Here is a 21,530-nt window from a genome sequence, read left to right as displayed (position 1 = left end):
TCGCTACACTATCGCGGTATTTCATTGGCAGGAGTTTTTATGATCCCTTTATCCCGGCATCTGCCTGGTATTAGTTCACTGGCGTTTGGTTGTATGGGTTTGGGCGGCGGTTGGGACAGCAATACCACTACCGCCGAGCAGCAACGCCATGCGTTTTCTGCTGTTGATGCAGCGTTGGCTAACGGCATTAACTTTTTTGATCACGCCGATATCTATACCCGTGGTAAAGCCGAGCAGGTATTTGGCCAGTACCTGGCGGCTGCGCCGGCAAAACGTGCAGATATGTTTATCCAAACTAAATGTGCGATCCGCTTTGCAGATGATCAGGGCCCAGGGCGCTATGATTTTTCTAAAGACTATATTATCCGCTCTGTGGAGCAGAGCTTAACGCGGTTAAACACCGACTATCTGGATCTGTTGCTATTACACCGGCCTGATCCACTGATGCAGCCAGAGCAGGTAGCACAAGCGTTCGATCAGTTAGTACAGCAGGGCAAAGTGCGCCACTTTGGTGTGTCGAATATGGGCTGGGCACAAATGCAGTGGTTGCAGTCGGCATTGTCGCAGCCGTTGCTGGTGAATCAGCTGCAAATGAGCCTGGCCGACATCGACTGGCTGGAAGAAAGTGTGCTAACAGGCATGCCCCAGGGGAGTAACAAGCATTTTAGTTATGGCACTGTGGAATATTGTCAGCAACAGGGTGTGCAACTGCAAAGCTGGGGTAGCCTGGCAAAAGGCGCTTTTAGCGGGGCACAAACACAAACCGACACTGAGCGTGCCACTGCAGCTTTGGTGGCTCAGTTAGCTGAGCAATATCAGTGTAGCCGGGAGGCAATTGTACTGGCCTGGCTTATGCGGCATCCGGCTGCTATTCAACCGGTGATTGGCACCGCTAACCCGCAGCGCATAGCAGCCTGTGCCGGGGCAGGCCAGGTGCATTTAAGTCGTGAGCACTGGTATCAGCTTTATATCAGTAGCCGTGGCGCGCCGTTACCTTGACAGATAATAAACCTTAATGGCAGATACAAAAAAGGCCTGGCAATAAATGTCAGGCCTTTTAGCTAAGCCGCCAGGTTATTCTGTTGCGGCTTTTTTATTCGTCTGCGGGTTAAGTGAAATAACCTTGGTTTTACTGATCTTATGCCGGTAAATCTCGCGCAGGTATTTAATGGCTTTTTTAACGCTGTCGCGGCTTAAGCGAATATCATTAATCGAGACAAATTTGTCTTTGTTATGAATAAGTTCACGGTATTTTTTCTCGTACATTGGCTTAATAGCGTACCAGTTAGTGTCGAGTATTTTGGCCGGGTTTTCAAATTCGTGCAGCATTTGATCCAGGGCGTCTTCATCGAAGTGCTCGGCACGGATAAACTCAAGCATCGCCTGATCTAACTGCTCGTCAAAGCGATAGTTGTCTTTGGCAAAACAGCGTTTAATAAAGGCAACAATCAGCGTTAAGAAATCGTCGCTTAAGCAGGGGCTTTTCACAATCAGCGTTGTCAGAGAAATATTGGCTGACGCACCAATTACCAGCGCATAGCGCTTTAATGTGGTGTTGGGAAATAACGAATTTAAATGTGATTTCAGCCGGTTTAAATCCATATAAGACAATTTGTAGTCTTTTGGCAGCGAAACGATAGATACCACTGACGAGCAATTTTTAAAGAAATGCAGATCTTTGAGTTCGGCAGCGTTATAGCCATTTTTAACGTAGCTGGCCAGTGTTTCACGATAGCGGCCGGATTCAATCGGTAACAGGCTGATACCTTCAATGGCCTGAGTCACTTTATTAAAGTGTGGCAAATCAATAGAGCGGAAGAACAAGTCATCAATATTTAAACCGGTGCCGGTTTTCTCAAACAGCTTCAGTTTCTCGGCATTGCTGCTATCGCCTGGTATTACGGATTCGGCATAAGCCACCGCAACGGGGCCGGCCAGGCTCATAAACAGGTCATTGGCGTCGAGGCGGATAGTTTCACCGATGTCGATACCGGCACGGCGGAAATAGTTCTCGTCGTAATCTGTGGTCACGGCCTGGGCGGTCAGAATATTAAAAATCTGTTGTGAGATGTACTGATTAGCATATTTCTCCATCGCATTAACGTCGATATGCTGAATACCGCCATCATCAGTTTCTTCGGCATAACGCATAATGTCATTGGAGATCAGCATCATGGCATTCCAGGGCCGGATGCGGTGCATTACGCTGGATTCGCTGCTGTCTTCATTATCAAAGTTGTAAGAGAAATCCCACTCCTCAGCCAGGTATTTACATAATAAGCGCCCGGCGTTGATATGCAGCGCTTCAGACATTTCTACGCCATGGTCAGAAATGTTCGGCAAAATACAAATACCGCTGGTAAAAATCGGCTCAAACACAAAGGAATGGCCACGGTTTTCTTCATCTTCGCCCATAGTGCGGGTATCGAAGGTTTTACTCATATAGGCATACTGCTGAGCTAAGCCAAATTCAGATGCCATGCCAGAGCCAGTACCGCCGCCGGCGCTGAAAATATAGAAATACAGCCTGGACTGGTTGGCTTTAATACCACAAGAATCAATCAGATAAGAATGAATATTCTTCCAATCGGCATTAGCAAAGCGCTGGGTGTCTTTGTTGAGGATAATTTTTGCCAGATACTGGCCAAGAATAGGCGCATTACCGGCACCACCGGCATGCACTTCAGACAAGTCCATAATTTTCATTTTGGTGTAGTCATGCAAAAAGCCGCTTTTTTCGCCCTTGTGGGAAAAACGGATCCGGCCTTCAATGTCTTTATCCAAATCGCCGAGCATCACCAGCGGCTCAATTAAAAATACCGGTTTAACCGCCTGTGTGTCTGATAAATTCAGGCTGCGCTTAATCCAGCGCATTGGCCGGTATTCTTGTTCGCGGGTTTGTTTTTCTTCGTTGTTAAATTCGTTCAGGTAAAAGTTGCGCGCGTTATAAACCAGAGATGCCACATCAAGCGCAATATTAGAGCCGCAACGGCCGAGGCCAATCAGGCATACTGAAGGAAAGTTTTGCTGTTTACGGCTTTCTATTTCGTTGTCAGGATTAACCAGCGGAAACACGCTGCTGCGCAGAGCATCCAGATTCGTCAGAATTTTATTCAGATCACGCTCAGTAAAATACATATAGCGATCGCTGGCGAAAGAGGGGGGCAGAATTTGAGGTGAATTTTTTTTCGGCGCGTTTTTAACAATTACTACATCATCTTGTACGGTACGTTCCGTATTTATTTTATTTGTCATCACACTACTTCCTGTCTCTGGCAAAGCCTTTCAGCTATTAATTTAAACAATACCCATAACCAAAGGTAGTTGTTGTTTAAAATTAATACAATGAAAAGCTTAAAAACACCAGCATATAAACAGTAAATATCAGAAAATTAAAATGTAGTAAGTAAAACAGCGCCTTAACGCCATATTCTCGCAAGAACAGGCGCAGGCGCTGTCGGTTTATTGTTACATATTCGGGTAGTTAGGCCCGCCCGCGCCTTCGGGGGTTACCCAGGTAATATTTTGTGACGGATCTTTAATATCGCAGGTTTTACAATGAATACAGTTTTGTGCATTTATCTGAAACTGCGGCTCATTATTTTCGTTTTGTACGATCTCGTACACTCCGGCCGGACAATAACGTTGTGCCGGTTCATTATATTTGGGCAGGTTAACGCTAACCGGGATCTGGCTGTTAGCCAGTTTAAGGTGGCAGGGTTGCTCTTCTTCATGGTTGGTATTGGATAAATACACCGAAGATAACCGGTCAAAGCTCAGCACATTATCCGGTTTAGGGTAGTTGATAACCGGGGCTTCGCTGGCGAGCTTCAGCTGGGCGTAGTCCAGGCTGTTGTCTTTTAATGTAAACGGAAATTTACCGCCAAACCAGTTTTGCTCCAGCGTATTAAAAGCGCCGCCCCAGAAGGTGCCAAACTTATGCATAGCCGGGCCGAAGTTGCGTGAGCGGTATAGCTCGTCATACAGCCAGCTGTTTTTTATCGCATCGGCAAAAGTGGTCAGATCTTGTCCACCTTCGTCAGCATTACTGATAGCATTAAACAGCGTTTCCGCGGCCAGCATGCCGGATTTCATTGCAGTGTGATTGCCTTTAATTTTAGCGCCGTTAAGGGTGCCAGCGTCACAACCAATCAGCAGGCCGCCGTTAAAGCTCATTTTGGGCAGGCTGTTCAGGCCACCTTTGGCAATAGCACGGGCGCCATAGCTAACGCGTTTACCGTTGCTTAAGTACTGGCTGATCACCGGGTGCTGTTTATAGCGCTGAAACTCTTCAAACGGGTTTAAATGCGGGTTGCTGTAGCTAAGGTCAATAATCAAGCCAACCACAATTTGCTGGTTCTCGGCGTGGTATAAGTAGCCACCGCCGGCGGTATCATTAGTTAAAGGCCAACCGGCAGAATGCAACACCAAACCAGCGTGATGCTTGGCCGCAGGCACATCCCAGATCTCTTTAAAGCCGATGGCATAATGCTGCGGTGATTTACCTTCATCCAGTTTAAAGTGTTTTATCAGCTGCTTACCCAAATGGCCGCGGCAACCTTCTGCAAATACGGTGTATTTTGCCCTAAGCTCCATACCGGGTACATAACTGTCTTTAGGCTGGCCGTGTTTATCCAGCCCCATATCACCAATAACAATGCCTTTTACCACGTCGTTTTCAATTAGTACTTCACTGGCAGCAAAACCGGGGAAAATTTCTACCCCAAGTTGCTCGGCCTGCTGTGCCAGCCAGCGGCACAGGTTCGCTACCGATACAATATAGTTGCCACTGTTGTGCATGGTTTTAGGCACGGCAAAGCCCGGTAGTTTTGTCGCGCTTTGGCCATTTTTCAGCAAATAAATATCATCATGAGTAACAGGAACGGTTACCGGTGCCCCTTGCTGTTGCCAGTCGGGTATTAATTCATTTAACGCCCGTGGCTCGAACACCGCGCCAGATAAGATATGCGCGCCTACTTCAGAGCCTTTTTCAACTAAGCAAACACTGAGTTCTTTTGCTGCCGCTTTGGCTTGCTGCATCAAACGGATAGCAGCCGACAGCCCAGCCGGGCCACCACCTACTATAACAACATCGAATTCCATTGATTCTCTTTCCACAGCCCTGGCCTCTTGGAGTTTATTATTTACAGCTTACACTGCTTTTATCATGCTGTTTAGGGTATTGCAGGTTGACGTTAACGTCAACAGTAAGTAGATTGTGGCAAACCAAAGCGTGCTAGCTTTACCTTAACGTAAACCTGTAGCAAAGCTGTTGCCTGTTGCAGGAAAAGAATGAGGAATTTATGAAAATACTGGTGCCGGTGAAACGGGTAATTGATTACAACGTAAAAGTGCGGGTAAAGGCTGATCAATCAGGTGTTGACTTGGCCAACGTGAAAATGGCGTTAAACCCGTTTTGTGAAATCGCAGTAGAAGAAGCCGTAAGGCTTAAAGAAGCCGGTAGTGCGACAGAAATTGTTGTGGTGTCCATTGGCACCACTGCTGTGCAAGAGCAACTGCGTACGGCGTTGGCATTAGGCGCAGATCGCGCATTGCATATAGAAACAGATCAAAACCTGGATTCATTACAGGTGGCAAAGCTGTTGGCTAAAGTGGTAGCAGATGAACAGCCCGGCCTGGTTATTTTAGGCAAGCAGGCGATTGACTCAGACAACAACCAAACCGGCCAGATGCTGGCAGCATTAACCGGTATGGGGCAAGGTACTTTTGCTTCTAAAGTACAACTGGCTGATGGCAAAGTGCAGGTTACCCGTGAAATTGACGGTGGCTTACAAACGGTAGAGCTGCCACTGCCAGCGGTAGTATCAACTGACCTACGCTTAAACGAGCCACGTTATGCTTCGCTGCCTAATATTATGAAGGCAAAGAAAAAGCCGCTCGATGTTAAAGCAGCCGACAGCTTTGGTGTCAGTTTAAGCTCTAACGTTACGGTGCTAAAAGTGGTGCCTCCGGCAACCCGTCAGGGTGGTATTAAGGTGGAATCAGTGGCAGAGCTGGTAGATAAGTTAAAGCATGAAGCGAAGGTGATCTGATGGCTATTTTAATTATTGCAGAGCATAACAACCAAAGCCTGAAGAGCGAAACACTTAAAGTGGTAGAGGCTGCCACTACTATTGGTGGTGACATTACCGTGCTGGTAGCCGGTTTTAACAGCGCAGCAGCGGCAACTGAAGCGGCGGCGATAGCTGGCGTAACAAAGGTGCTGCATGCTGACAACGCTGCTTACGAGCATCAGCTGGCAGAAAATATTGCCGCTTTGGTAACCGAGCTGGGTAAAGGCTACAGCCATATTCTGGCGGCAGCCACCACCACCGGCAAAAACTTCCTGCCACGGGTAGCGGCCATGTTAGATGTGGCGCAAATTTCTGATGTCATCGCCATTGAAAGCGCTGATACCTTTGTCAGGCCAATTTATGCCGGCAATGCTATTGCAACAGTAAAATCTGCTGATGCCATTAAAGTGCTTACGGTGCGCCCGGCAGCATTTCGCGAAGCGCAAACCGGCAACAATGCCCCGGTTGAAACCTTAACGGCTGTGCATGATGCCGGTATCTCACGCTTTGTAACCCAAGAGCTGACAAAATCTGAACGGCCTGAGTTAACGGCAGCGCGGGTGGTGATCTCTGGTGGCCGTGGTATGCAAAATGGCGAAAACTTTGCGCTACTAAATGGCATTGCCGATAAGTTAGGTGCTGCCATTGGTGCCTCGCGCGCAGCGGTAGATGCGGGCTTTGTACCAAACGATATGCAGGTTGGCCAAACCGGTAAAATTGTAGCGCCAGAGCTGTATATCGCAGTAGGTATTTCCGGTGCTATCCAGCACCTTGCCGGTATGAAAGACTCTAAAGTTATCGTAGCCATTAACAAAGATGCCGAAGCGCCGATTTTCCAAATCGCCGATTACGGCCTGGTAGCCGACTTATTTACCGTGCTGCCAGAGCTCGAACAGCAACTCTGAAGCTAGCAAGTGTGCGATAAAGCCAGCATCTTGCTGGCTTTTTGCATTTTAGCCCTTGTTGATTACAACTAAACCCCCTTAAGATAATTGCCTGTATATTGTGAAGGACGCCATTATGCCTGCTGTGATCCGTCATGCTGAACCCGCTGACATTGACGCTATTAAAGCTATTTATGATCAACCTACTGTGTATGCCAATACGCTGCAGTTGCCTTATCAGCCGGTGGCAAACTGGCAAAGGCTATATACCGCCGGCGCCGGTTTTTATAACCTGGTGGCTGAGGTAGAAGGTAAAGTAATAGGTCAGCTCGGGTTACAGGTATGCCAAAGCCCACGCCGCCGCCATGTGGCCGAGCTTGGCATGGGCGTGTCGGAAGACTATCAGGGCCAGGGTATTGGCTCGGCGCTGTTGCGCTCCGCGTTAGAAATGGCCGACAACTGGCTAAATATCCGCCGTATGGAGCTTACTGTTTACACCAGCAACGAAGCAGCAATAGCGTTGTATGAGCGCTTTGGTTTTGAAGTAGAAGCAGAGCTAACCGATTTTGCCTTTCAATACGGCAATTATGTCAACGCGTTATGTATGGCGCGTATCAATACCGGTTCTGTTTGAATATAAAAAAGCAGAATTAAACTACCTTTAAGCAGACTTAAACCAAACAAACAGCCGGGCAGTTAAACACTGCCCCCGGCTTTTTATTGCCTGCGATATAGTAAGTCATTGCGCAAGACTGCTCAGTTATCTTTCAAACAGCCGATATATTTTGTTTACACTACTTATAAATATGTTGCGGATGAAAAATACTTTCGATAAGTTAACTACTTACGGCAGCGGGACGCTGAAATACAACGTACGCTCACAGAAATATAATGCATGTTCGTTTTTTAAAACATGAAGATCGAGATTGACGATTTGTGGTTTTTTGCCAATAAATTGTCAATTTCGTTTCTGCTGTAGGGATTGAGAAAACGAGCATGCTCAAAAATAAAATGTTATAACCCACGGAGAATATGAGGCATAGATGGAAGAGTTCCGAAAAGCGCTAATGAATGGCACTCCTCAAAGCCTATATCGGTCCTATTTGCTCGGGCATGATATCTGGTACTTTCGAGAACATCTAAAATGCACTGATCACGCGTTCCAGTACGATCGCATGAAGAACTTGATGTCTGAGCGCCTAAATATTCACCCAAATAACATCGCAATTGTTGGAAGTGCCAAGCTCGGATTTAGCATAACTCCAAAAGATGACAAATGTTTTTCACCGTTTGCCGATAAATCGGACCTGGATATAGCAATCGTGTCCTCAGAGATCTTCCGTAGTAGTTGGACTGCGTTTCTTGAACTTGCAGAAAAAGGATATTTGCCGAGTTATAAAAGTGTTACGAGCAATATATTCAGAAGGTTTGTTTCGCTGAAGAAACCAGATCATCGTAGTGAGTTTTTCCGCGAGTGGAATGGATTAGTTGAACCTTGCAAGAAAGATCTTCAGGTTTTGTTCTCAATCACTCACGATATAAATTACAGAATTTATGAATCATGGGAGGCTGTTGAATACTATCATTGCCAAGGAATTCAAAAATTGAAAAAAATGATTGAGGATGGGGAAAATGACTAACCCAATAAACTATATCGACGTTGAATCTAGACCCGTGAAATGGCTTGTTGATGGCCTTAGAAATCAAACCATTGTTGTTGACAATAGTTTTCAGCGTCGATATGTCTGGGTTCAGAAAGATCGCGTCTCTTTGATTGAAACCATACTGCTTGGTTATCCCATACCGGAGATATACCTTTGGCAGAATGCAACGGACCCGGATACGGGAGATACGGCTTATTCAGTTGTTGACGGCCAACAAAGATTGGCAAGTGTGCAAAGCTTTATCAATGACGAGTTCAAGCTAGTCCGTTCTGCTCTTGATGATAAACGTGCCGACTATGCGGGGCTGGCATTCTCTGGATTGTCTCCGGAACAAAAGAGCACGATTTGGAAATATCCATTTTCGATACGGTTCATTAAGGACTCTGTTCAATACTCGAGCATAGTAGATTTGTTTCTTCGATTAAATCGAACCAATACAACTCTCAATCCTCAGGAACTCCGAAATGCAGAGTTCCACGGGAAGTTTATAGAATTGTCTGCCGAAATCTCAGAAATTAGCTTTTGGGAGTCCAAAAAGATATTTAGTAAGTCTGATATTCGTCGAATGTTAGATGTTCAGTTCGTTAGTACTCTTCTTTTGTTTATCCGTTCAGGGATCGAAGAGGAAACAACTCAAGCGGCTTTGAATCGTATCTACGATCAATACAATGAATCCTATCCGGAGGCTGATAGTGATCGTGATGTTCTAGTAAACACACTTGCCGTAGTCAATCAGCTGATTGGAGACGAGGAGTATGTTTGTCAAATAGTTCGCAAGAAGACGCATTTCTATACTTTATTCGTTTATGGGTACTACCTTCTACAAAAAAAGGTTGCAAGCACTGTGCTGGATGGCGCGGCGAAGAAGCTCAATGAGTGGTACGAAAAATATGAGAACGATGAAAAGTTCGATGACCTAACACGAGATGGTCTTTTAACTGAATATAGGGTTTTAAGCCAGGAAGGGGTTCAGAAAAAGGCTAATCGTCAAAGGAGATTCGAGATCATCAAGGAATATGTCGGGTTATAACACATATGAGCCTTCTCGGAATCAATAGGTAAAGCCGCTCTTCTGGCCGCGTAAGCGGCCAGTCTGTTGCCTATTAGCAAGATAGACTGCTTCATCTGTCATCATGGTTACCAGGCGATAGCCTGCAACAAACACATATCGGGGCTCTCTTATCTCATTCTCAATGAGTGCCTGCTGATCTCAAACAAATTTTATCGCCAGCAAAAAACGCTGGCTGCTACGTCAACCCGCAGTGCGGCTTTGTGCGCTAAAGTTAGGTGTTAACAACCATTTGTATCCGCTTTCTTGCTAAATGAGTAAAAAGGGAATAATTTATACTCATGAACGCATTTGAATTTGATGCTGAAAAAAGCCAGGTAAATCTCCAAAAGCACGGAATTGACTTTCATGATGCTCAAATCTTGTGGGAAGACCAAGATTTAGTGGAGGTTCGAGCTAAATCAGATGATGAACCCCGTTACCTTGTCATTGGTCTTATAGGTTATAAGCATTGGTCTGCTGTGATCACTTACCGAGGTGAGAAAATACGGATTATTTCGGTAAGACGTTCGCGTAAGAGTGAGGTAGAGTTGTATGAAAGCTAAAGAGTTTGACACAAAATTCGATGAGGGTGCAGAAGACATCATTGATGACCTTGATATCACGACGGCACGCCGTGTAAATCAGGAGGCAAAGCGCATTAACGTTGATTTTCCTGCTTGGGTAGTTGAGTCGCTCGACCGTGAAGCTGCTCGAATAGGGGTCACTCGCCAATCCATTATTAAGGTTTGGCTAGTCGAGCGTTTGCGTGCTGAAGCGGCTAACAAACCGCTGGAAAGTGACACGGCCAGCGGCACACTGTAAGCGTAGCGCTATAGAAATATCATCGAATAAACAGCAGGATTATGCTTAAACTAAAATTTATTGTGCTATCAATGAGCATCTTAGGCTTAGCGGTTTTCGGCTTCTACGCAAACGAAGCACGAACGGAAATTTATTATCTTTGCGGCAGTTTTGGTAAAGGGACTGCTTACTCAAGCGTAATCCGGCAATTAAACACGGTTAATTTGTCGGAATATAAAGTAGAGAACCTGCCGCAGGGCAAACGCGTTATTCACAGTAGCGCACTGCATTTTCACTTGCTTAGCTGCGATATAGAATTTAACCCGCAAGAAAAGGTAGTTGCTGTTTTGTATGGTTAAACAAAAGTAGCTAACTGAGTAATCTTGGTTTTGGGCATTAAAAAAGGCGCTGTTTAAAGCGCCTTTTTTGCATTTTGTGTATTGCGGGAGTTATTAAAACTCAGCGTTGCCTGGTGTACGCGGGAAGGCGATAACGTCGCGCACGTTACCTACACCGGTAACGTATGACACTAAACGCTCAAAGCCTAAACCAAAACCGGCGTGTGGCACTGTGCCATAGCGGCGCAGGTCGCGGTACCAGCTGTAGTCTTCTTTATCCAGACCCATTTCAGCTAAACGCTTATCAAACTCTTCCAGGCGTTCTTCACGCTGGCTGCCACCGATAATTTCACCAATACCGGGGGCCAATACGTCCATTGCCGCTACCGTTTTGCCGTCGGCATTTAAGCGCATATAAAAGGCTTTAATGTCTTTGGGGTAGTTTTGCATAATGATCGGTGCGCCGATGTGCTCTTCAGCCAGGTAGCGCTCGTGCTCAGATTGCAAATCGACACCCCATTCCACAGGGTATTCAAATTTCTTACCGCAGGTTTTTAAGATTTCGATAGCGTCGGTGTAATCCATCCGCACAAAAGACGAATTAACTAACTGTTGTAAGCGGGTTACGGCGGTTGGGTCGATACGCTCGGCAAAAAATGCCATATCGTCGGCGCGCTCGGTCAGTACTGCTTTACATACGTACTTCAGCATATCTTCTGCCAATTGGGCGATGTCTTTAAGCTCAGCAAAGGCTACCTCTGGCTCAATCATCCAGAATTCCGCTAAATGGCGGCTGGTGTTGGAGTTTTCGGCACGGAAGGTAGGGCCAAAGGTGTAAATTTTTGACATGGCGCAGGCATAGGTTTCGCCGTTTAACTGGCCGGATACGGTTAAGAAGGTTTCTTTACCGAAGAAATCTTTGCTGTAATCAATATTGCCTTTGTCAGTACGTGGCAGGTTTTCCAGATCCAGCGTACTGATGCGGAACATTTCACCAGCGCCTTCAGCGTCGGAGCCGGTAATAATTGGCGTGCTGATCCAGTAATAACCCTGCTCATGGAAAAAGCGGTGTACCGCCTGGGCTAAACAGTGCCGCACACGGGTAACGGCACCCATAATGTTGGTGCGGGCGCGCAGGTGGGCGTGTTCACGCAGGTATTCCATGCTGTGGCGCTTGGGGGCCATTGGATAAGTGTCCGGGTTTTCTACCCAGCCTAATACCTCAACCGCAGTGGCTTGCAGTTCAAATGCCTGGCCCTGGCCTTCAGAACGTGCCACAGTGCCGGTAACGGCTACAGAGCATGACGTTGTCAGGCGTTTTACTTCAGCTTCATAATTGGCTAAGTCTGCAGGGGCTACGGCCTGTACCGCATCAAAACAGCTGCCATCATGAATAGCTAAAAAGGAAATACCGGCTTTCGAATCGCGGCGGGTGCGGATCCAGCCTTTAACGGTGATAGACTCACCAACGGCATAGCGACCAGCTAAAACATCTTTAATAACGGCGTGCGTCATGCAACAAACTCCAGAGGGTGTAAACTTAGCAAACTGCGTAAAGCCTGTAATGATACTGAGCCAAACGCACAACACAAGTAAAAGTTATCAGGACTTTAAAATTGATTACCGAGCATGAAAAGCCAGAAAAATACGAGCGTCGCCACGGACCGGATCTGTTATGCCGGGCCTTTAGCTGGCTGGCGGTATTCGGCTGGTTATTATTTATTGCCGGCATGGTGCTGGCGCATTACGCCAGGCCAGAGCTGGATACCGGGCTGGTGCGTTACTGGGGCATTGAAATTCGCAGCGACTGGCATCCGCAGTTAACGGTTTATTTGCAGTATCTGCTGTGGGCGGCAGCCTGTGTCAGCGGCTTGAGTTTAATACTCAACCAGTTGCGTTTGCGCCGCAGGGGCGATCATCTGCATTTTAATATTGTTATATTGCTGCTTAGCAGCATTGGCTTACTGCTGTACCTATACAGGCAGGTTTGATTTTTAAGGTATGAGTTTTGAGGTATAAGCATTAGCATTAAACCCCGGCTACCGTTCGCATGGCTGAGGTAAGTTGGCTTAGCTGACCACTTTGGATAATAAACGGCGGCATCACGTAAATCAGGTTATTAAACGGCCGGATCCATACCCCAAGCTCAACAAATTGCTGCTGCAGGGCGCCGACATCTACCTTTTTATGCATCTCCAGCACACCTATAGCCCCCAGCACCCGCACATCTTTTACTAACGGGGAGTTGCGGCAGGCGGCCAGCTCCTGCTGTAATTGTGCTTCAATCGCGGCTACCTGCTGTTGCCAATCGCCTTGTGTAATCAGCGCTAAACTGGCATTGGCAACGGCGCACGCCAGTGGGTTGGCCATAAAAGTAGGGCCGTGCATTAAACCGCCGGCCTGGCTTAAGCTAATGCCGCGCGCCACTTCATCAGTGCACAGTGTGGCCGCCAGCGTGATATAACCACCGCTGAGAGCCTTACCCACGCACATAATATCCGGCTCTATGCCAGCGTGTTCACAGGCAAACAGCTTACCGCTGCGGCCAAAGCCGGTGGCAATCTCATCGGCAATCATTAGCACCTTATATTTGTCACATAAGGCGCGGGCGCGGCGCAAAAACTCCGGGTGATAAAAGCGCATGCCGCCATAGCCTTGTACTATCGGCTCTAAAATCAGCGCAGCTATTTCGCTGTGGTTTTCTGCCAGCAATTGCTCCAGCGGCGTAATATCAGTTGGTAAAAACTCGCCATCAAACCGGCTTTGCGGCGCCGGTAAAAAATAATGCTGTGGCAGCAAAGCCGCGAACATATCGTGCATACCATCGACCGGATCGCATACCGCCATAGCGGCAAACGTATCGCCGTGATAGCCCTTACGCAGGCTGATTAACTTTTGCTTTTGCGGTGTCTCACTGGACAGCCAGTACTGCAGCGCCATTTTTATCGCCACTTCTACCGCAATAGAGCCGCTGTCGGCCAGAAATACTTTGGTTAAATTTTGCGGCACCATACTCAGCAACTGTTTACACAGCTCAACTGCCGGCTGATGAGTAATGCCACCAAACATTACATGCGCCATTTTACCCAATTGTTCTGTAACTGCAGCGTTAAGAGCAGGGTGGTTGTAACCATGCACCGCCGACCACCAGGATGCAGTGCCGTCAATTAAGCGCTGACCATTTTCCAGCACCAGCTCACAGCCTTGTGCGGCCACCACCGGATACACCGGCAACGGGTTTTGCATGGAGGTGTAGGGGTGCCAGATATGGGTGCGATCAAAAGCCAAATCGATGCTCATTATTTAACCTGTAGTAAAGTTTTAATTCTGGTCAGCGTTGACAACGCCAAGGTGGCGGTTAGACTAGCCGAAAACACCTTTAACCTCAATTTAAACAGGGATTTTTATGCAGGCTGCTGTCCGCCACGACTGGACCCTCGCGCAGGTCAATGCACTTTATGCGCTGCCGTTTAACGATTTATTGTTTCAGGCGCAAACCATGCACCGCCAGCACTTTAAACCCAATGAAGTGCAGGTAAGCACCTTATTGTCGATTAAGACCGGTGCCTGTGCGGAAGACTGTAAATACTGCCCGCAAAGCGGCCACTACAATACCGGGCTGGAGCGCGAGCGCCTGCTGGAAGTGGAAAAGGTGTTAACCCAGGCCAAAGCCGCTAAAGATAAAGGCGCCAGCCGGTTTTGTATGGGCGCCGCCTGGACTAACCCGAAACAGCGCGATATGCCGTACATTATTGAAATGGTGCAGGGTGTAAAAGCCATGGGGCTGGAAACCTGCATGACACTGGGCATGTTAACCGGTGAACAGGCACAAACCCTCGCCGGTGCCGGGCTGGATTACTACAACCACAACCTGGATACCTCACCGGAGTTTTACGGTGAGATTATTACCACCCGTACTTATCAGGACCGGTTAGACACCTTAAGCCATGTGCGTGATGCCGGTATGAAAGTATGCTGCGGCGGTATTTTGGGCATGGGTGAGAGCGCTAACGACCGATCAGCGCTGTTAATGCAGCTGGCTAATTTGCCGGAGCACCCGCAAAGTGTACCCATTAACATGTTGGTAAAGGTAGCCGGTACACCGCTTGAGAACGTTGATGATTTAGACGCCTTTGAATTTATCCGTACCATTGCGGTGGCACGCATTATGTTGCCGCAAAGCCATGTGCGCTTATCTGCCGGGCGCTCACGCATGAACGAGCAAATGCAGGCACTGTGTTTCTTCGCCGGGGCTAACTCTATTTTTTACGGCGATAAACTGCTGACTACCGATAACCCGGAAGCCGATGCCGACATGCTGTTGTTTGCCAAGCTGGGTATTCAGCCGGAGCAGCGCCATGATGTATCTGATGAAGCGCACGAGTTGGCGCTGGCCGATGCGATAAAAGATCAGGTTAACCCACCGCTGTTTCACGCGGCGCAGTAAGCATGCCACAGGCAAAGCTGGCGCAGTTAAGCCAGGCGCTTGAGCAACGTGCAGCACAACAACTGCTGCGCGCACCGGTTACACTTGAGCGCTACAGCGGCCGCCTGCTGGTTGTCGCCGGCAAAAGTTATGTTAATTTTTCCGCTAACGACTATCTGGGCCTGGCCACCGCACCGCAGGTGTTGCAAGCCTTTGCTGATGGCGCAGCACAGTTTGGCGGCGGCAGTAGCGGCTCGCCGCTGGTTACCGGCCAGCATGCAGTGCATCAGCAGCTTAGCGACAGCCTGGCCGACTGGCTGGGCGTTGAGCGGGTACTGCTGTTTTCTTCCGGTTTTGCCGCCAACCAGGCGATGCTGCTGACCTTAAGCGATAAAACTGACACTCTGCTGCTGGATAAACTCAGCCATGCATCATTAATTGATGCAGCGCTGCACAGTGAAGCCAGCTTAAAGCGTTTTGCCCATAATGATATATCTGCCTTGCAGTTGTTACTGCAGCAATATGAACAGCCTATGGTGGTAACCGAAGGTGTATTCAGCATGGACGGCGACAGCCCGGACTTGCCGGCTATGTTGGCGCTGTGCCGCAATTATGACGCACCGCTGCTGCTGGATGATGCCCATGGCTTGGGCGTGCTGGGGCCGGAGGGTAAAGGAACTGCTGCGGCGCAGGGCATTGAGCAACGCGAGCTGTTTTGCACCATGGCTAACTTTGGTAAAGCACTGGGCACAGGCGGTGCTTTTATTGGTGGCAGTAAAACCGTGATCGATTATATCGAGCAGTTTGGCAGGCATTATATTTACAGCACGGCTTTGCCACCGCCACTGTGTGCAGCCGTACTAAAAAGCATTGAGCTGTGCCGTGCCGACAGCTGGCGCCGCGATAAGCTACACAGCAATATCGCTTTGTTTCGCCGCCTTGGCGCCGATCTGCCGCTGCTTAATTCGCATAGCGCTATTCAAGGGGTGGTGCTGGGTAGCAGCGAGCGCGCTTTGGCAGTTAGTCAGCAATTAAAACAACAGGGTATTTGGCTTAGTGCCATTCGCCCGCCAACAGTACCGCAGGGCAGTGCCCGTTTACGCATTACGCTAAGTGCGGCGCATACGGCAGAAGATATTACATTGTTGGCGCAACAATTAAGGCAGGTGCTATGACAGCAGTTAGCGCTGAAACCGCAGAGGGCTTTATCCGCCAGGTGGCACACAGTTTTGGTAAAGCCTGTGACAGCTATTTACCGGCGGCGCGGTTGCAGCAACAGGTGGCATTAGATGCGCTGGCACTGTTGCCGGCGGACAAACAAGGCCATTTGCTTGATTTAGGCTGCGGCCCGGGCTGGATCCATCCGCGCTTTGCCAGCTATTGCAGCCAGTTTACCGCTGCAGATTTAAGCGCCGGTATGCTTGCCAAAGCAGCAAGCCAACCGTTAGCCACACACTTGGCGACAAACTACGTGCAGGCCGATGCGCAGCAATTACCGCTGCCGGCGCACAGTGTCGATAAGCTGTTTTCCAGTTTAATGCTGCAGTGGTGCGCCAAACCGGCGGCAGTATTTGCTGAAATAGACCGCATATTAGCACCCGGTGGCCGGGTAGTACTGACCACTTTGGTCGATGGCACCCTGGCAGAGCTGAAGCAGGCATTTGCCAGCCTGGATCAACAGCAGCATGTAAACCGCTTTTTGCATGCTGCTGAGGTAATCGCCGCTGCAAAACCGGTCAGCAGCATTCGCTGGCAGTTTGAACAACGTTGCTACCCGCTGTTTTACCCGGACGTTATCAGCCTGGCGCGCGAGTTAAAAGCGCTGGGCGCCAATCAGGTGGCCGGGCGGCAAAGCCGTGGTTTAACCGGCAAAGGCTACTGGCATAATCTGGCCGGCGCTTATGACATCCACCGCAGCACGCTGGGGCTACCGGCCAGTTATCAGGTGCTGATTATCAGCGGGTATAGAGATGCTAATTAACAGCTGCTTTATTACTGCTACCGATACCGACGCCGGCAAGACCTATGTCAGCAGTTTGCTGTTGCAAGGCTTTAAAGCGCTGGGCAGCGCAGCCGTTGGCGTAAAGCCAATAGCGGCGGGGGCTGACGGCCAAGGCTGCAATGGTGACGCGTTACTGTTGCAGCAACATTCCGGTATCGCGTTACCTTATAAAGTGATCAATCCAATCTGTTATCAGGCGCCGGTAGCCCCGCATTTAGCGGCTGCCAACGAGCAACGGCCGATTGACGAAGCGCAGTTAGATGCTGCTCTGGCGCAGTGGCAGCAATTACCGGTGCAGCAATTATTAATTGAAGGTGCCGGCGGTTGGTTATTGCCGATAAGCAATCAGCGTTATCTGGCGGATTGGGTGGCCGATAAGCAGTTACCGGTGATCCTGATAGTAGGCATGAAGCTGGGCTGTTTAAACCACGCCATGCTAACGGTGCGCGAGATTGAGCGCAGCGGCTGCAAGCTGTTGGGCTGGGTAGCCAATTGTATTGACCCTGATATGGCGCTGCTGGAGCAAAATATTGCTGATCTGCGCCAGCGTATCACTGCACCTTGTTTGGGGGTTGTACCTTTTGCGCCGGACCCGACACAGTATCAGCAGTTGGCGCGGGATTTAGCGACACAGCTTATGCAAGGTGTCAGGAGCAACCGGTTTGCCCACACCAACACGCCGTGAATACATCCCTGTAGGCTCGATTCAGGCATCCATGCCTTCAACGGTTGGTTTAGAGCAAACCGATTGCTCCCGTTCATACAGGCTGTGTATTCCAACCTTCGTAAACAGACTCTGAGCTCCGCAGAAAATTCTGTTACAGCAAAAAATCAGCTAAATCGCTGTCTGCTGCCAGTGGCGTTTTATTACCGCCGACAAACAGATAACCGCCTGTACCGAGCAAGGTCAGGCTGTTGCCACTGCGTTTTAGTGCTGTACCTTCGGGCAGGGCAATAATGGGTGTGGCCGGATGCAACTGCATAAACTCTGCTAAGCGCATATCGCGGGTTTCGCCGTGAAAACCCTCCGGTTTATAGTCGGTGTAGTGCGGGTTTAACTGCAGCGGCAGCAGGTTTAGTGCATTAAACGAAGCCGGTTCGATAATCGGCATATCGTTGGTGGTGCGGATAGTGGCGCCGGCAATATTTGAGCCGGCACTCCAGCCAATATAGGGCAGACCTTCGGTTACGCGTTTCTTAATGAGCTGCACTATATCCTGTTGATATAACTGATAAAGTAAGTGAAAGGTATTGCCGCCACCTACCGCAATGGCCTGCGCTTGTGCTACAGCCTGGCGGGCATCGTCAAACTGATGAATACTGCGCACTGTAATACCCAAAGGAGCCAGTGCTTGCTGCACTGTGGCCTGGTAGTCGTCATAGTTAATACTGATGCCGGCATAAGGGATAAACAGCAACTCGTCCACCCCTTGTAAATGCTGCGTGATCCACGCCATATAAGGGGCCAGATAAGCACTGTTGTTGGCGCGTGAACTGCTCAGTAGTAATAATTGCATCGCTAACTCCTTCATGTTGCTGCCATTGTAGCCAAAAGCACTACGCCAGACACCTTTTCTTACAAATAATCCGCGCAGATTAAATTGAAAATGCCTTCCAAAGCCATATATTACGTGCAGTAAACCAATTGAGGAAAGCAGTATGAAGCGTATCGTTTTATTTTTAGCCACTAACCTGGCGGTTATTCTGGTGCTGAGCATAGTGCTCAATATCGTATTCAGTTTCCTTGGTGTTGATCGCAGCAGTATTGGCGGCTTATTAGTATTTGCTGCTGTATTTGGTTTTGGCGGCTCTTTTATCTCCCTGGCTATTTCAAAATGGATGGCAAAACGCTCTACCGGCGCAGTGGTAATTGAGCAACCACGTAACGCCACAGAGCAATGGTTAATGACCACCGTAGCGCGTCAGGCGAAAGCTGCCGGTATTGGTATGCCGGAAGTGGCAGTGTACGATTCACCGGAAATGAATGCTTTCGCCACCGGTATGAACCGTAACAACGCCTTAGTTGCGGTAAGCACCGGTTTGCTGCGCAATATGCGCGAAGACGAAGTAGAGGCTGTGCTGGCACACGAAGTGTCGCACATTGCTAACGGTGATATGGTTACGCTGACGCTGATCCAGGGTGTGGTAAACACCTTTGTTATTTTCCTCGCACGCTTAATTGCCGGCATGCTGAACAATAACGGCAATAATAATCAGGGCGGTGGCTTAGCTTATTTTGCCACGGTAATAGTGCTGGAAATGGTGTTTGGCGTGCTGGCCAGTATTATCGTGATGTGGTTTTCGCGTCAGCGTGAATACCGTGCCGATGCCGGTGCGGCCAAGCTGGAAGGCGGACCGAATAAAATGATCGCTGCGCTTGAGCGGTTAAAGCATAACCACGAAAGCCGGCTGGAAGGCAGCATGATGGCCTTTGGTATTGCTGGTGGTGCGGCTAAATCTGAGCTGTTTCTAAGCCACCCGCCGCTGGAAAAACGTATTGCAGCACTGCGCGGACGTTTTTAACTACATCAGTTAACAGACTAAAACGGGGCTTTAGGCCCCGTTTTGTTTATTTTACTCTTGTACTTTTCGCACAAATTCCGATTTTAAGCTCATAGCACCAAAACCATCAATTTTGCAGTCGATATCATGATCGCCATCCACCAAACGGATGTTTTTCACCTTAGTGCCAATTTTTACCACTGAGGATGAGCCCTTCACTTTTAAATCTTTGATCACGGTAACGGTATCGCCATCTTGCAGCACATTACCGGCGCTATCACGAATTTGCTTGCTGTCTGCGGTGTCCACCGCATTGGCCGACCATTCATGGCCGCACTCCGGACAAATTAGTAAGGCGCCATCTTCATAGGTGTAAGCAGACTGGCATTTAGGGCAGGCGGGTAATGTACTCATAGCAGGGTTCCTGAAACTGCGCTTAAGCGCAAAAACGCGCATTATACCTCAGGCTGGCCCTGCAGTGGCACTATTGATCCTTTGAGCTATTAATCCTTTGAACTATTGATCCCTTGAATAGCGGCAATAGCCGAACAATACTGCTATCAAAGCGCGATTTTGCTATGGTAAAGCAAAAATAACTGTACGGAGTTACTATGCAACAGGCTATGTTACCGCCACCGATAATAGACGCTTTTTTACCACCTCGACGCATTTTAATGGGCCCGGGGCCTTCCGATGTACACCCACAGGTGCTGGCTGCACAGGCCAGGCCGACAGTAGGGCATTTAGATCCGCTGTTTATCGGCATGATGGATGAGCTAAAACAGCTGCTGCAGTATGCCTTTCAAACCCAAAATGAGATGACGCTGGCGGTGTCAGCACCGGGTAGTGCCGGTATGGAAACCTGCTTTGTTAATTTACTGGAGCCCGGTGATACGGTGATTGTTTGCCGCAACGGCGTATTTGGCGAGCGGATGCGCCAAAACGTTGAGCGTTGTGGTGCCACGGCCATTACTGTTGATAATGCCTGGGGCGAGCCGGTAGACCCGGCAGCAGTGGAGGCGGCTTTAAAAGCTAACCCGCAGGCGAAGTATCTGGCCTTTGTGCATGCTGAAACCTCCACCGGTGCCTTGTCTGATGCGAAAACCCTGTGTGCGCTGGCGCAGCAATATGATTGCTTATCCATCGTAGATGCGGTTACCTCGTTAGGCGGCGTTGAGCTGCGGGTAGATGACTGGGGCATAGATGCCATTTATTCCGGCAGTCAGAAGTGTTTATCCTGTGTGCCCGGTTTATCGCCGGTGTCATTTTCTGCAAAAGCGGTTGAGCGTATAAAAGCGCGTACGCGGCCGGTACAAAGCTGGTTTTTAGATCAAAGCCTGGTAATGAGTTACTGGAGCGGCGGTGCTAAACGCAGTTATCACCACACGGCACCGGTTAATGCGCTGTATGCCCTACATGAATCGCTGCGTTTGCTGGCCGCTGAAGGGCTGGAGCAAAGCTGGCAGCGCCATGCTGATATGCATGAGCTGCTAAAACAAGGTTTAACCAATTTGGGGCTGAAGTTTGTCGTAGCCGAGCCGTACCGCTTGCCGCAACTTAACAGTGTGTATATTCCGCAGGGCGTGGATGATGCCGCCGTGCGCAAACAGTTGCTAACGCAATACAATCTGGAAATAGGCGCCGGCCTTGGCGATTTAGCCGGTAAAGCATGGCGCATCGGCCTGATGGGTTATGCTGCCCGGCGCGAAAATATCGCGCTGTGTATCAAGGCGTTAGAGGATGTTTTGCGGTAGTTTAATGGCTAATCATGCCTTGTGGTTATTTGGT

22 protein-coding genes are annotated in these 21,530 nt (G+C 48.9%); 16 read left to right on the top strand and 6 right to left on the bottom strand.

Going from position 1 to position 21,530, the window contains the following annotated elements; genetic code table 11:
- Window positions 1-39: 39 nt before the first annotated feature.
- Window positions 40-999 carry an aldo/keto reductase gene (locus tag MJX74_RS16820; protein WP_240224198.1) on the top strand — a complete coding sequence of 320 codons (960 nt, stop codon included), beginning with the start codon at window positions 40-42 and terminating at the stop codon, window positions 997-999.
- A gap of 75 nt (window positions 1,000-1,074) precedes the next feature.
- Here the strand turns inward: MJX74_RS16820 and MJX74_RS16815 are convergent, their stop codons facing one another.
- On the bottom strand, window positions 1,075-3,138 hold the full coding sequence (locus MJX74_RS16815; protein ID WP_240224253.1) for a hypothetical protein: 2,064 nt from the start codon (window positions 3,136-3,138) through the stop codon (window positions 1,075-1,077).
- Between the two features lie 330 nt (window positions 3,139-3,468).
- The gene (locus tag MJX74_RS16810; RefSeq protein WP_240224197.1) at window positions 3,469-5,103 is read right to left on the bottom strand and encodes an electron transfer flavoprotein-ubiquinone oxidoreductase; all 1,635 of its coding nucleotides are present in this window, start codon (window positions 5,101-5,103) and stop codon (window positions 3,469-3,471) included.
- A gap of 200 nt (window positions 5,104-5,303) precedes the next feature.
- On the opposite strand from MJX74_RS16810, the gene MJX74_RS16805 reads away from it, so the two are divergent.
- The 8 genes from MJX74_RS16805 (at window position 5,304) to MJX74_RS16770 (ending at window position 10,833) form a co-directional block, all read left to right on the top strand.
- Window positions 5,304-6,053: an electron transfer flavoprotein subunit beta/FixA family protein gene (locus MJX74_RS16805; protein ID WP_240224196.1), complete on the top strand. Its 750-nt coding sequence runs from the start codon at window positions 5,304-5,306 to the stop codon at window positions 6,051-6,053.
- Window positions 6,053-6,979, top strand: a complete 927-nt coding sequence (locus MJX74_RS16800; RefSeq protein ID WP_240224195.1) for an electron transfer flavoprotein subunit alpha/FixB family protein — start codon at window positions 6,053-6,055, stop codon at window positions 6,977-6,979. The genes MJX74_RS16805 and MJX74_RS16800 overlap by 1 nt, the downstream gene beginning before the upstream one ends.
- A gap of 115 nt (window positions 6,980-7,094) precedes the next feature.
- Window positions 7,095-7,592: a GNAT family N-acetyltransferase gene (locus MJX74_RS16795; RefSeq protein WP_068238258.1), complete on the top strand. Its 498-nt coding sequence runs from the start codon at window positions 7,095-7,097 to the stop codon at window positions 7,590-7,592.
- A 553-nt stretch (window positions 7,593-8,145) separates the two neighbouring features.
- Window positions 8,146-8,598, top strand: coding sequence for a hypothetical protein (locus MJX74_RS16790; protein ID WP_240224194.1), 453 nt, complete (start codon window positions 8,146-8,148; stop codon window positions 8,596-8,598).
- The gene (locus MJX74_RS16785; RefSeq protein ID WP_240224193.1) at window positions 8,591-9,652 is read left to right on the top strand and encodes a DUF262 domain-containing protein; all 1,062 of its coding nucleotides are present in this window, start codon (window positions 8,591-8,593) and stop codon (window positions 9,650-9,652) included. Before MJX74_RS16790 ends, MJX74_RS16785 begins: the two co-directional genes overlap by 8 nt.
- A gap of 320 nt (window positions 9,653-9,972) precedes the next feature.
- The gene (locus tag MJX74_RS16780; protein ID WP_240224192.1) at window positions 9,973-10,236 is read left to right on the top strand and encodes a BrnT family toxin; all 264 of its coding nucleotides are present in this window, start codon (window positions 9,973-9,975) and stop codon (window positions 10,234-10,236) included.
- Window positions 10,226-10,495: a type II toxin-antitoxin system BrnA family antitoxin gene (gene brnA, locus MJX74_RS16775; RefSeq protein WP_240224191.1), complete on the top strand. Its 270-nt coding sequence runs from the start codon at window positions 10,226-10,228 to the stop codon at window positions 10,493-10,495. Before MJX74_RS16780 ends, brnA begins: the two co-directional genes overlap by 11 nt.
- 41 nt (window positions 10,496-10,536) lie before the next feature.
- A complete protein-coding gene (locus tag MJX74_RS16770) occupies window positions 10,537-10,833 on the top strand; it encodes a hypothetical protein (protein ID WP_240224190.1) in 297 nt (98 codons plus the stop codon).
- A gap of 93 nt (window positions 10,834-10,926) precedes the next feature.
- Here MJX74_RS16770 and asnS read toward each other — a convergent pair whose 3' ends face one another.
- Window positions 10,927-12,327, bottom strand: a complete 1,401-nt coding sequence (asnS, locus tag MJX74_RS16765; RefSeq protein WP_240224189.1) for an asparagine--tRNA ligase — start codon at window positions 12,325-12,327, stop codon at window positions 10,927-10,929.
- A 101-nt stretch (window positions 12,328-12,428) separates the two neighbouring features.
- Here asnS and MJX74_RS16760 point away from each other — a divergent pair, with 101 nt between their 5' ends.
- Window positions 12,429-12,803 carry a hypothetical protein gene (locus MJX74_RS16760; RefSeq protein WP_240224188.1) on the top strand — a complete coding sequence of 125 codons (375 nt, stop codon included), beginning with the start codon at window positions 12,429-12,431 and terminating at the stop codon, window positions 12,801-12,803.
- A gap of 37 nt (window positions 12,804-12,840) precedes the next feature.
- On the opposite strand, the gene bioA is transcribed toward MJX74_RS16760, so the two are convergent.
- Complete coding sequence (gene bioA, locus MJX74_RS16755) at window positions 12,841-14,112, bottom strand: adenosylmethionine--8-amino-7-oxononanoate transaminase (protein ID WP_240224187.1); 1,272 nt, start codon at window positions 14,110-14,112, stop codon at window positions 12,841-12,843.
- Between the two features lie 106 nt (window positions 14,113-14,218).
- Between bioA and bioB the strand changes: the two genes are divergently transcribed.
- From bioB to bioD, 4 genes are read left to right on the top strand one after another with little or no spacing between them, the layout of a single operon-like run.
- A complete protein-coding gene (gene bioB / locus MJX74_RS16750) occupies window positions 14,219-15,259 on the top strand; it encodes a biotin synthase BioB (RefSeq protein WP_240224186.1) in 1,041 nt (346 codons plus the stop codon).
- Window positions 15,260-15,261: 2 nt separating this feature from the next.
- A complete protein-coding gene (locus MJX74_RS16745; protein WP_240224185.1) occupies window positions 15,262-16,413 on the top strand; it encodes an aminotransferase class I/II-fold pyridoxal phosphate-dependent enzyme in 1,152 nt (383 codons plus the stop codon).
- Complete coding sequence (locus MJX74_RS16740; RefSeq protein WP_240224184.1) at window positions 16,410-17,219, top strand: methyltransferase domain-containing protein; 810 nt, start codon at window positions 16,410-16,412, stop codon at window positions 17,217-17,219. Before MJX74_RS16745 ends, MJX74_RS16740 begins: the two co-directional genes overlap by 4 nt.
- Window positions 17,209-17,925, top strand: coding sequence for a dethiobiotin synthase (bioD, locus tag MJX74_RS16735; protein ID WP_240224183.1), 717 nt, complete (start codon window positions 17,209-17,211; stop codon window positions 17,923-17,925). The genes MJX74_RS16740 and bioD overlap by 11 nt, the downstream gene beginning before the upstream one ends.
- 133 nt (window positions 17,926-18,058) lie before the next feature.
- Here the strand turns inward: bioD and pepE are convergent, their stop codons facing one another.
- Window positions 18,059-18,757 carry a dipeptidase PepE gene (pepE, locus tag MJX74_RS16730; RefSeq protein WP_240224182.1) on the bottom strand — a complete coding sequence of 233 codons (699 nt, stop codon included), beginning with the start codon at window positions 18,755-18,757 and terminating at the stop codon, window positions 18,059-18,061.
- Between the two features lie 142 nt (window positions 18,758-18,899).
- On the opposite strand from pepE, the gene htpX reads away from it, so the two are divergent.
- Complete coding sequence (gene htpX, locus MJX74_RS16725; RefSeq protein WP_240224181.1) at window positions 18,900-19,763, top strand: protease HtpX; 864 nt, start codon at window positions 18,900-18,902, stop codon at window positions 19,761-19,763.
- Between the two features lie 51 nt (window positions 19,764-19,814).
- Here htpX and MJX74_RS16720 read toward each other — a convergent pair whose 3' ends face one another.
- Window positions 19,815-20,156, bottom strand: coding sequence for a zinc ribbon domain-containing protein YjdM (locus MJX74_RS16720; protein ID WP_240224180.1), 342 nt, complete (start codon window positions 20,154-20,156; stop codon window positions 19,815-19,817).
- Between the two features lie 197 nt (window positions 20,157-20,353).
- Here MJX74_RS16720 and MJX74_RS16715 point away from each other — a divergent pair, with 197 nt between their 5' ends.
- A complete protein-coding gene (locus MJX74_RS16715; protein WP_240224179.1) occupies window positions 20,354-21,496 on the top strand; it encodes a pyridoxal-phosphate-dependent aminotransferase family protein in 1,143 nt (380 codons plus the stop codon).
- The last annotated feature ends 34 nt before the right edge of the window (window positions 21,497-21,530 follow it).

Source organism: Rheinheimera hassiensis (assembly GCF_022436675.1).
GTDB classification, from domain to species: Bacteria; Pseudomonadota; Gammaproteobacteria; order Enterobacterales; family Alteromonadaceae; genus Alishewanella; species Alishewanella hassiensis.
This window is presented reverse-complemented; position numbering and strand designations above follow the sequence as displayed.

Bases quoted from the DNA above. Each gene is read 5' to 3' on its own strand.
- MJX74_RS16810 (WP_240224197.1), bottom strand. From the start codon at position 5,103: ATGGAATTCGATGTTGTTATAGTAGGTGGTGGCCCGGCTGGGCTGTCG.
- MJX74_RS16715 (WP_240224179.1), top strand. From the start codon at position 20,354: ATGCAACAGGCTATGTTACCGCCACCGATAATAGACGCTTTTTTACCA.
- bioD (WP_240224183.1), top strand. From the start codon at position 17,209: ATGCTAATTAACAGCTGCTTTATTACTGCTACCGATACCGACGCCGGC.
- MJX74_RS16805 (WP_240224196.1), top strand. From the start codon at position 5,304: ATGAAAATACTGGTGCCGGTGAAACGGGTAATTGATTACAACGTAAAA.
- MJX74_RS16815 (WP_240224253.1), bottom strand. From the start codon at position 3,138: ATGTATTTTACTGAGCGTGATCTGAATAAAATTCTGACGAATCTGGAT.
- asnS (WP_240224189.1), bottom strand. From the start codon at position 12,327: ATGACGCACGCCGTTATTAAAGATGTTTTAGCTGGTCGCTATGCCGTT.
- MJX74_RS16795 (WP_068238258.1), top strand. From the start codon at position 7,095: ATGCCTGCTGTGATCCGTCATGCTGAACCCGCTGACATTGACGCTATT.
- bioB (WP_240224186.1), top strand. From the start codon at position 14,219: ATGCAGGCTGCTGTCCGCCACGACTGGACCCTCGCGCAGGTCAATGCA.
- brnA (WP_240224191.1), top strand. From the start codon at position 10,226: ATGAAAGCTAAAGAGTTTGACACAAAATTCGATGAGGGTGCAGAAGAC.
- MJX74_RS16790 (WP_240224194.1), top strand. From the start codon at position 8,146: ATGTCTGAGCGCCTAAATATTCACCCAAATAACATCGCAATTGTTGGA.
- MJX74_RS16800 (WP_240224195.1), top strand. From the start codon at position 6,053: ATGGCTATTTTAATTATTGCAGAGCATAACAACCAAAGCCTGAAGAGC.
- pepE (WP_240224182.1), bottom strand. From the start codon at position 18,757: ATGCAATTATTACTACTGAGCAGTTCACGCGCCAACAACAGTGCTTAT.
- MJX74_RS16720 (WP_240224180.1), bottom strand. From the start codon at position 20,156: ATGAGTACATTACCCGCCTGCCCTAAATGCCAGTCTGCTTACACCTAT.
- htpX (WP_240224181.1), top strand. From the start codon at position 18,900: ATGAAGCGTATCGTTTTATTTTTAGCCACTAACCTGGCGGTTATTCTG.
- MJX74_RS16745 (WP_240224185.1), top strand. From the start codon at position 15,262: ATGCCACAGGCAAAGCTGGCGCAGTTAAGCCAGGCGCTTGAGCAACGT.
- MJX74_RS16785 (WP_240224193.1), top strand. From the start codon at position 8,591: ATGACTAACCCAATAAACTATATCGACGTTGAATCTAGACCCGTGAAA.
- MJX74_RS16740 (WP_240224184.1), top strand. From the start codon at position 16,410: ATGACAGCAGTTAGCGCTGAAACCGCAGAGGGCTTTATCCGCCAGGTG.
- bioA (WP_240224187.1), bottom strand. From the start codon at position 14,112: ATGAGCATCGATTTGGCTTTTGATCGCACCCATATCTGGCACCCCTAC.
- MJX74_RS16780 (WP_240224192.1), top strand. From the start codon at position 9,973: ATGAACGCATTTGAATTTGATGCTGAAAAAAGCCAGGTAAATCTCCAA.
- MJX74_RS16820 (WP_240224198.1), top strand. From the start codon at position 40: ATGATCCCTTTATCCCGGCATCTGCCTGGTATTAGTTCACTGGCGTTT.
- MJX74_RS16770 (WP_240224190.1), top strand. From the start codon at position 10,537: ATGCTTAAACTAAAATTTATTGTGCTATCAATGAGCATCTTAGGCTTA.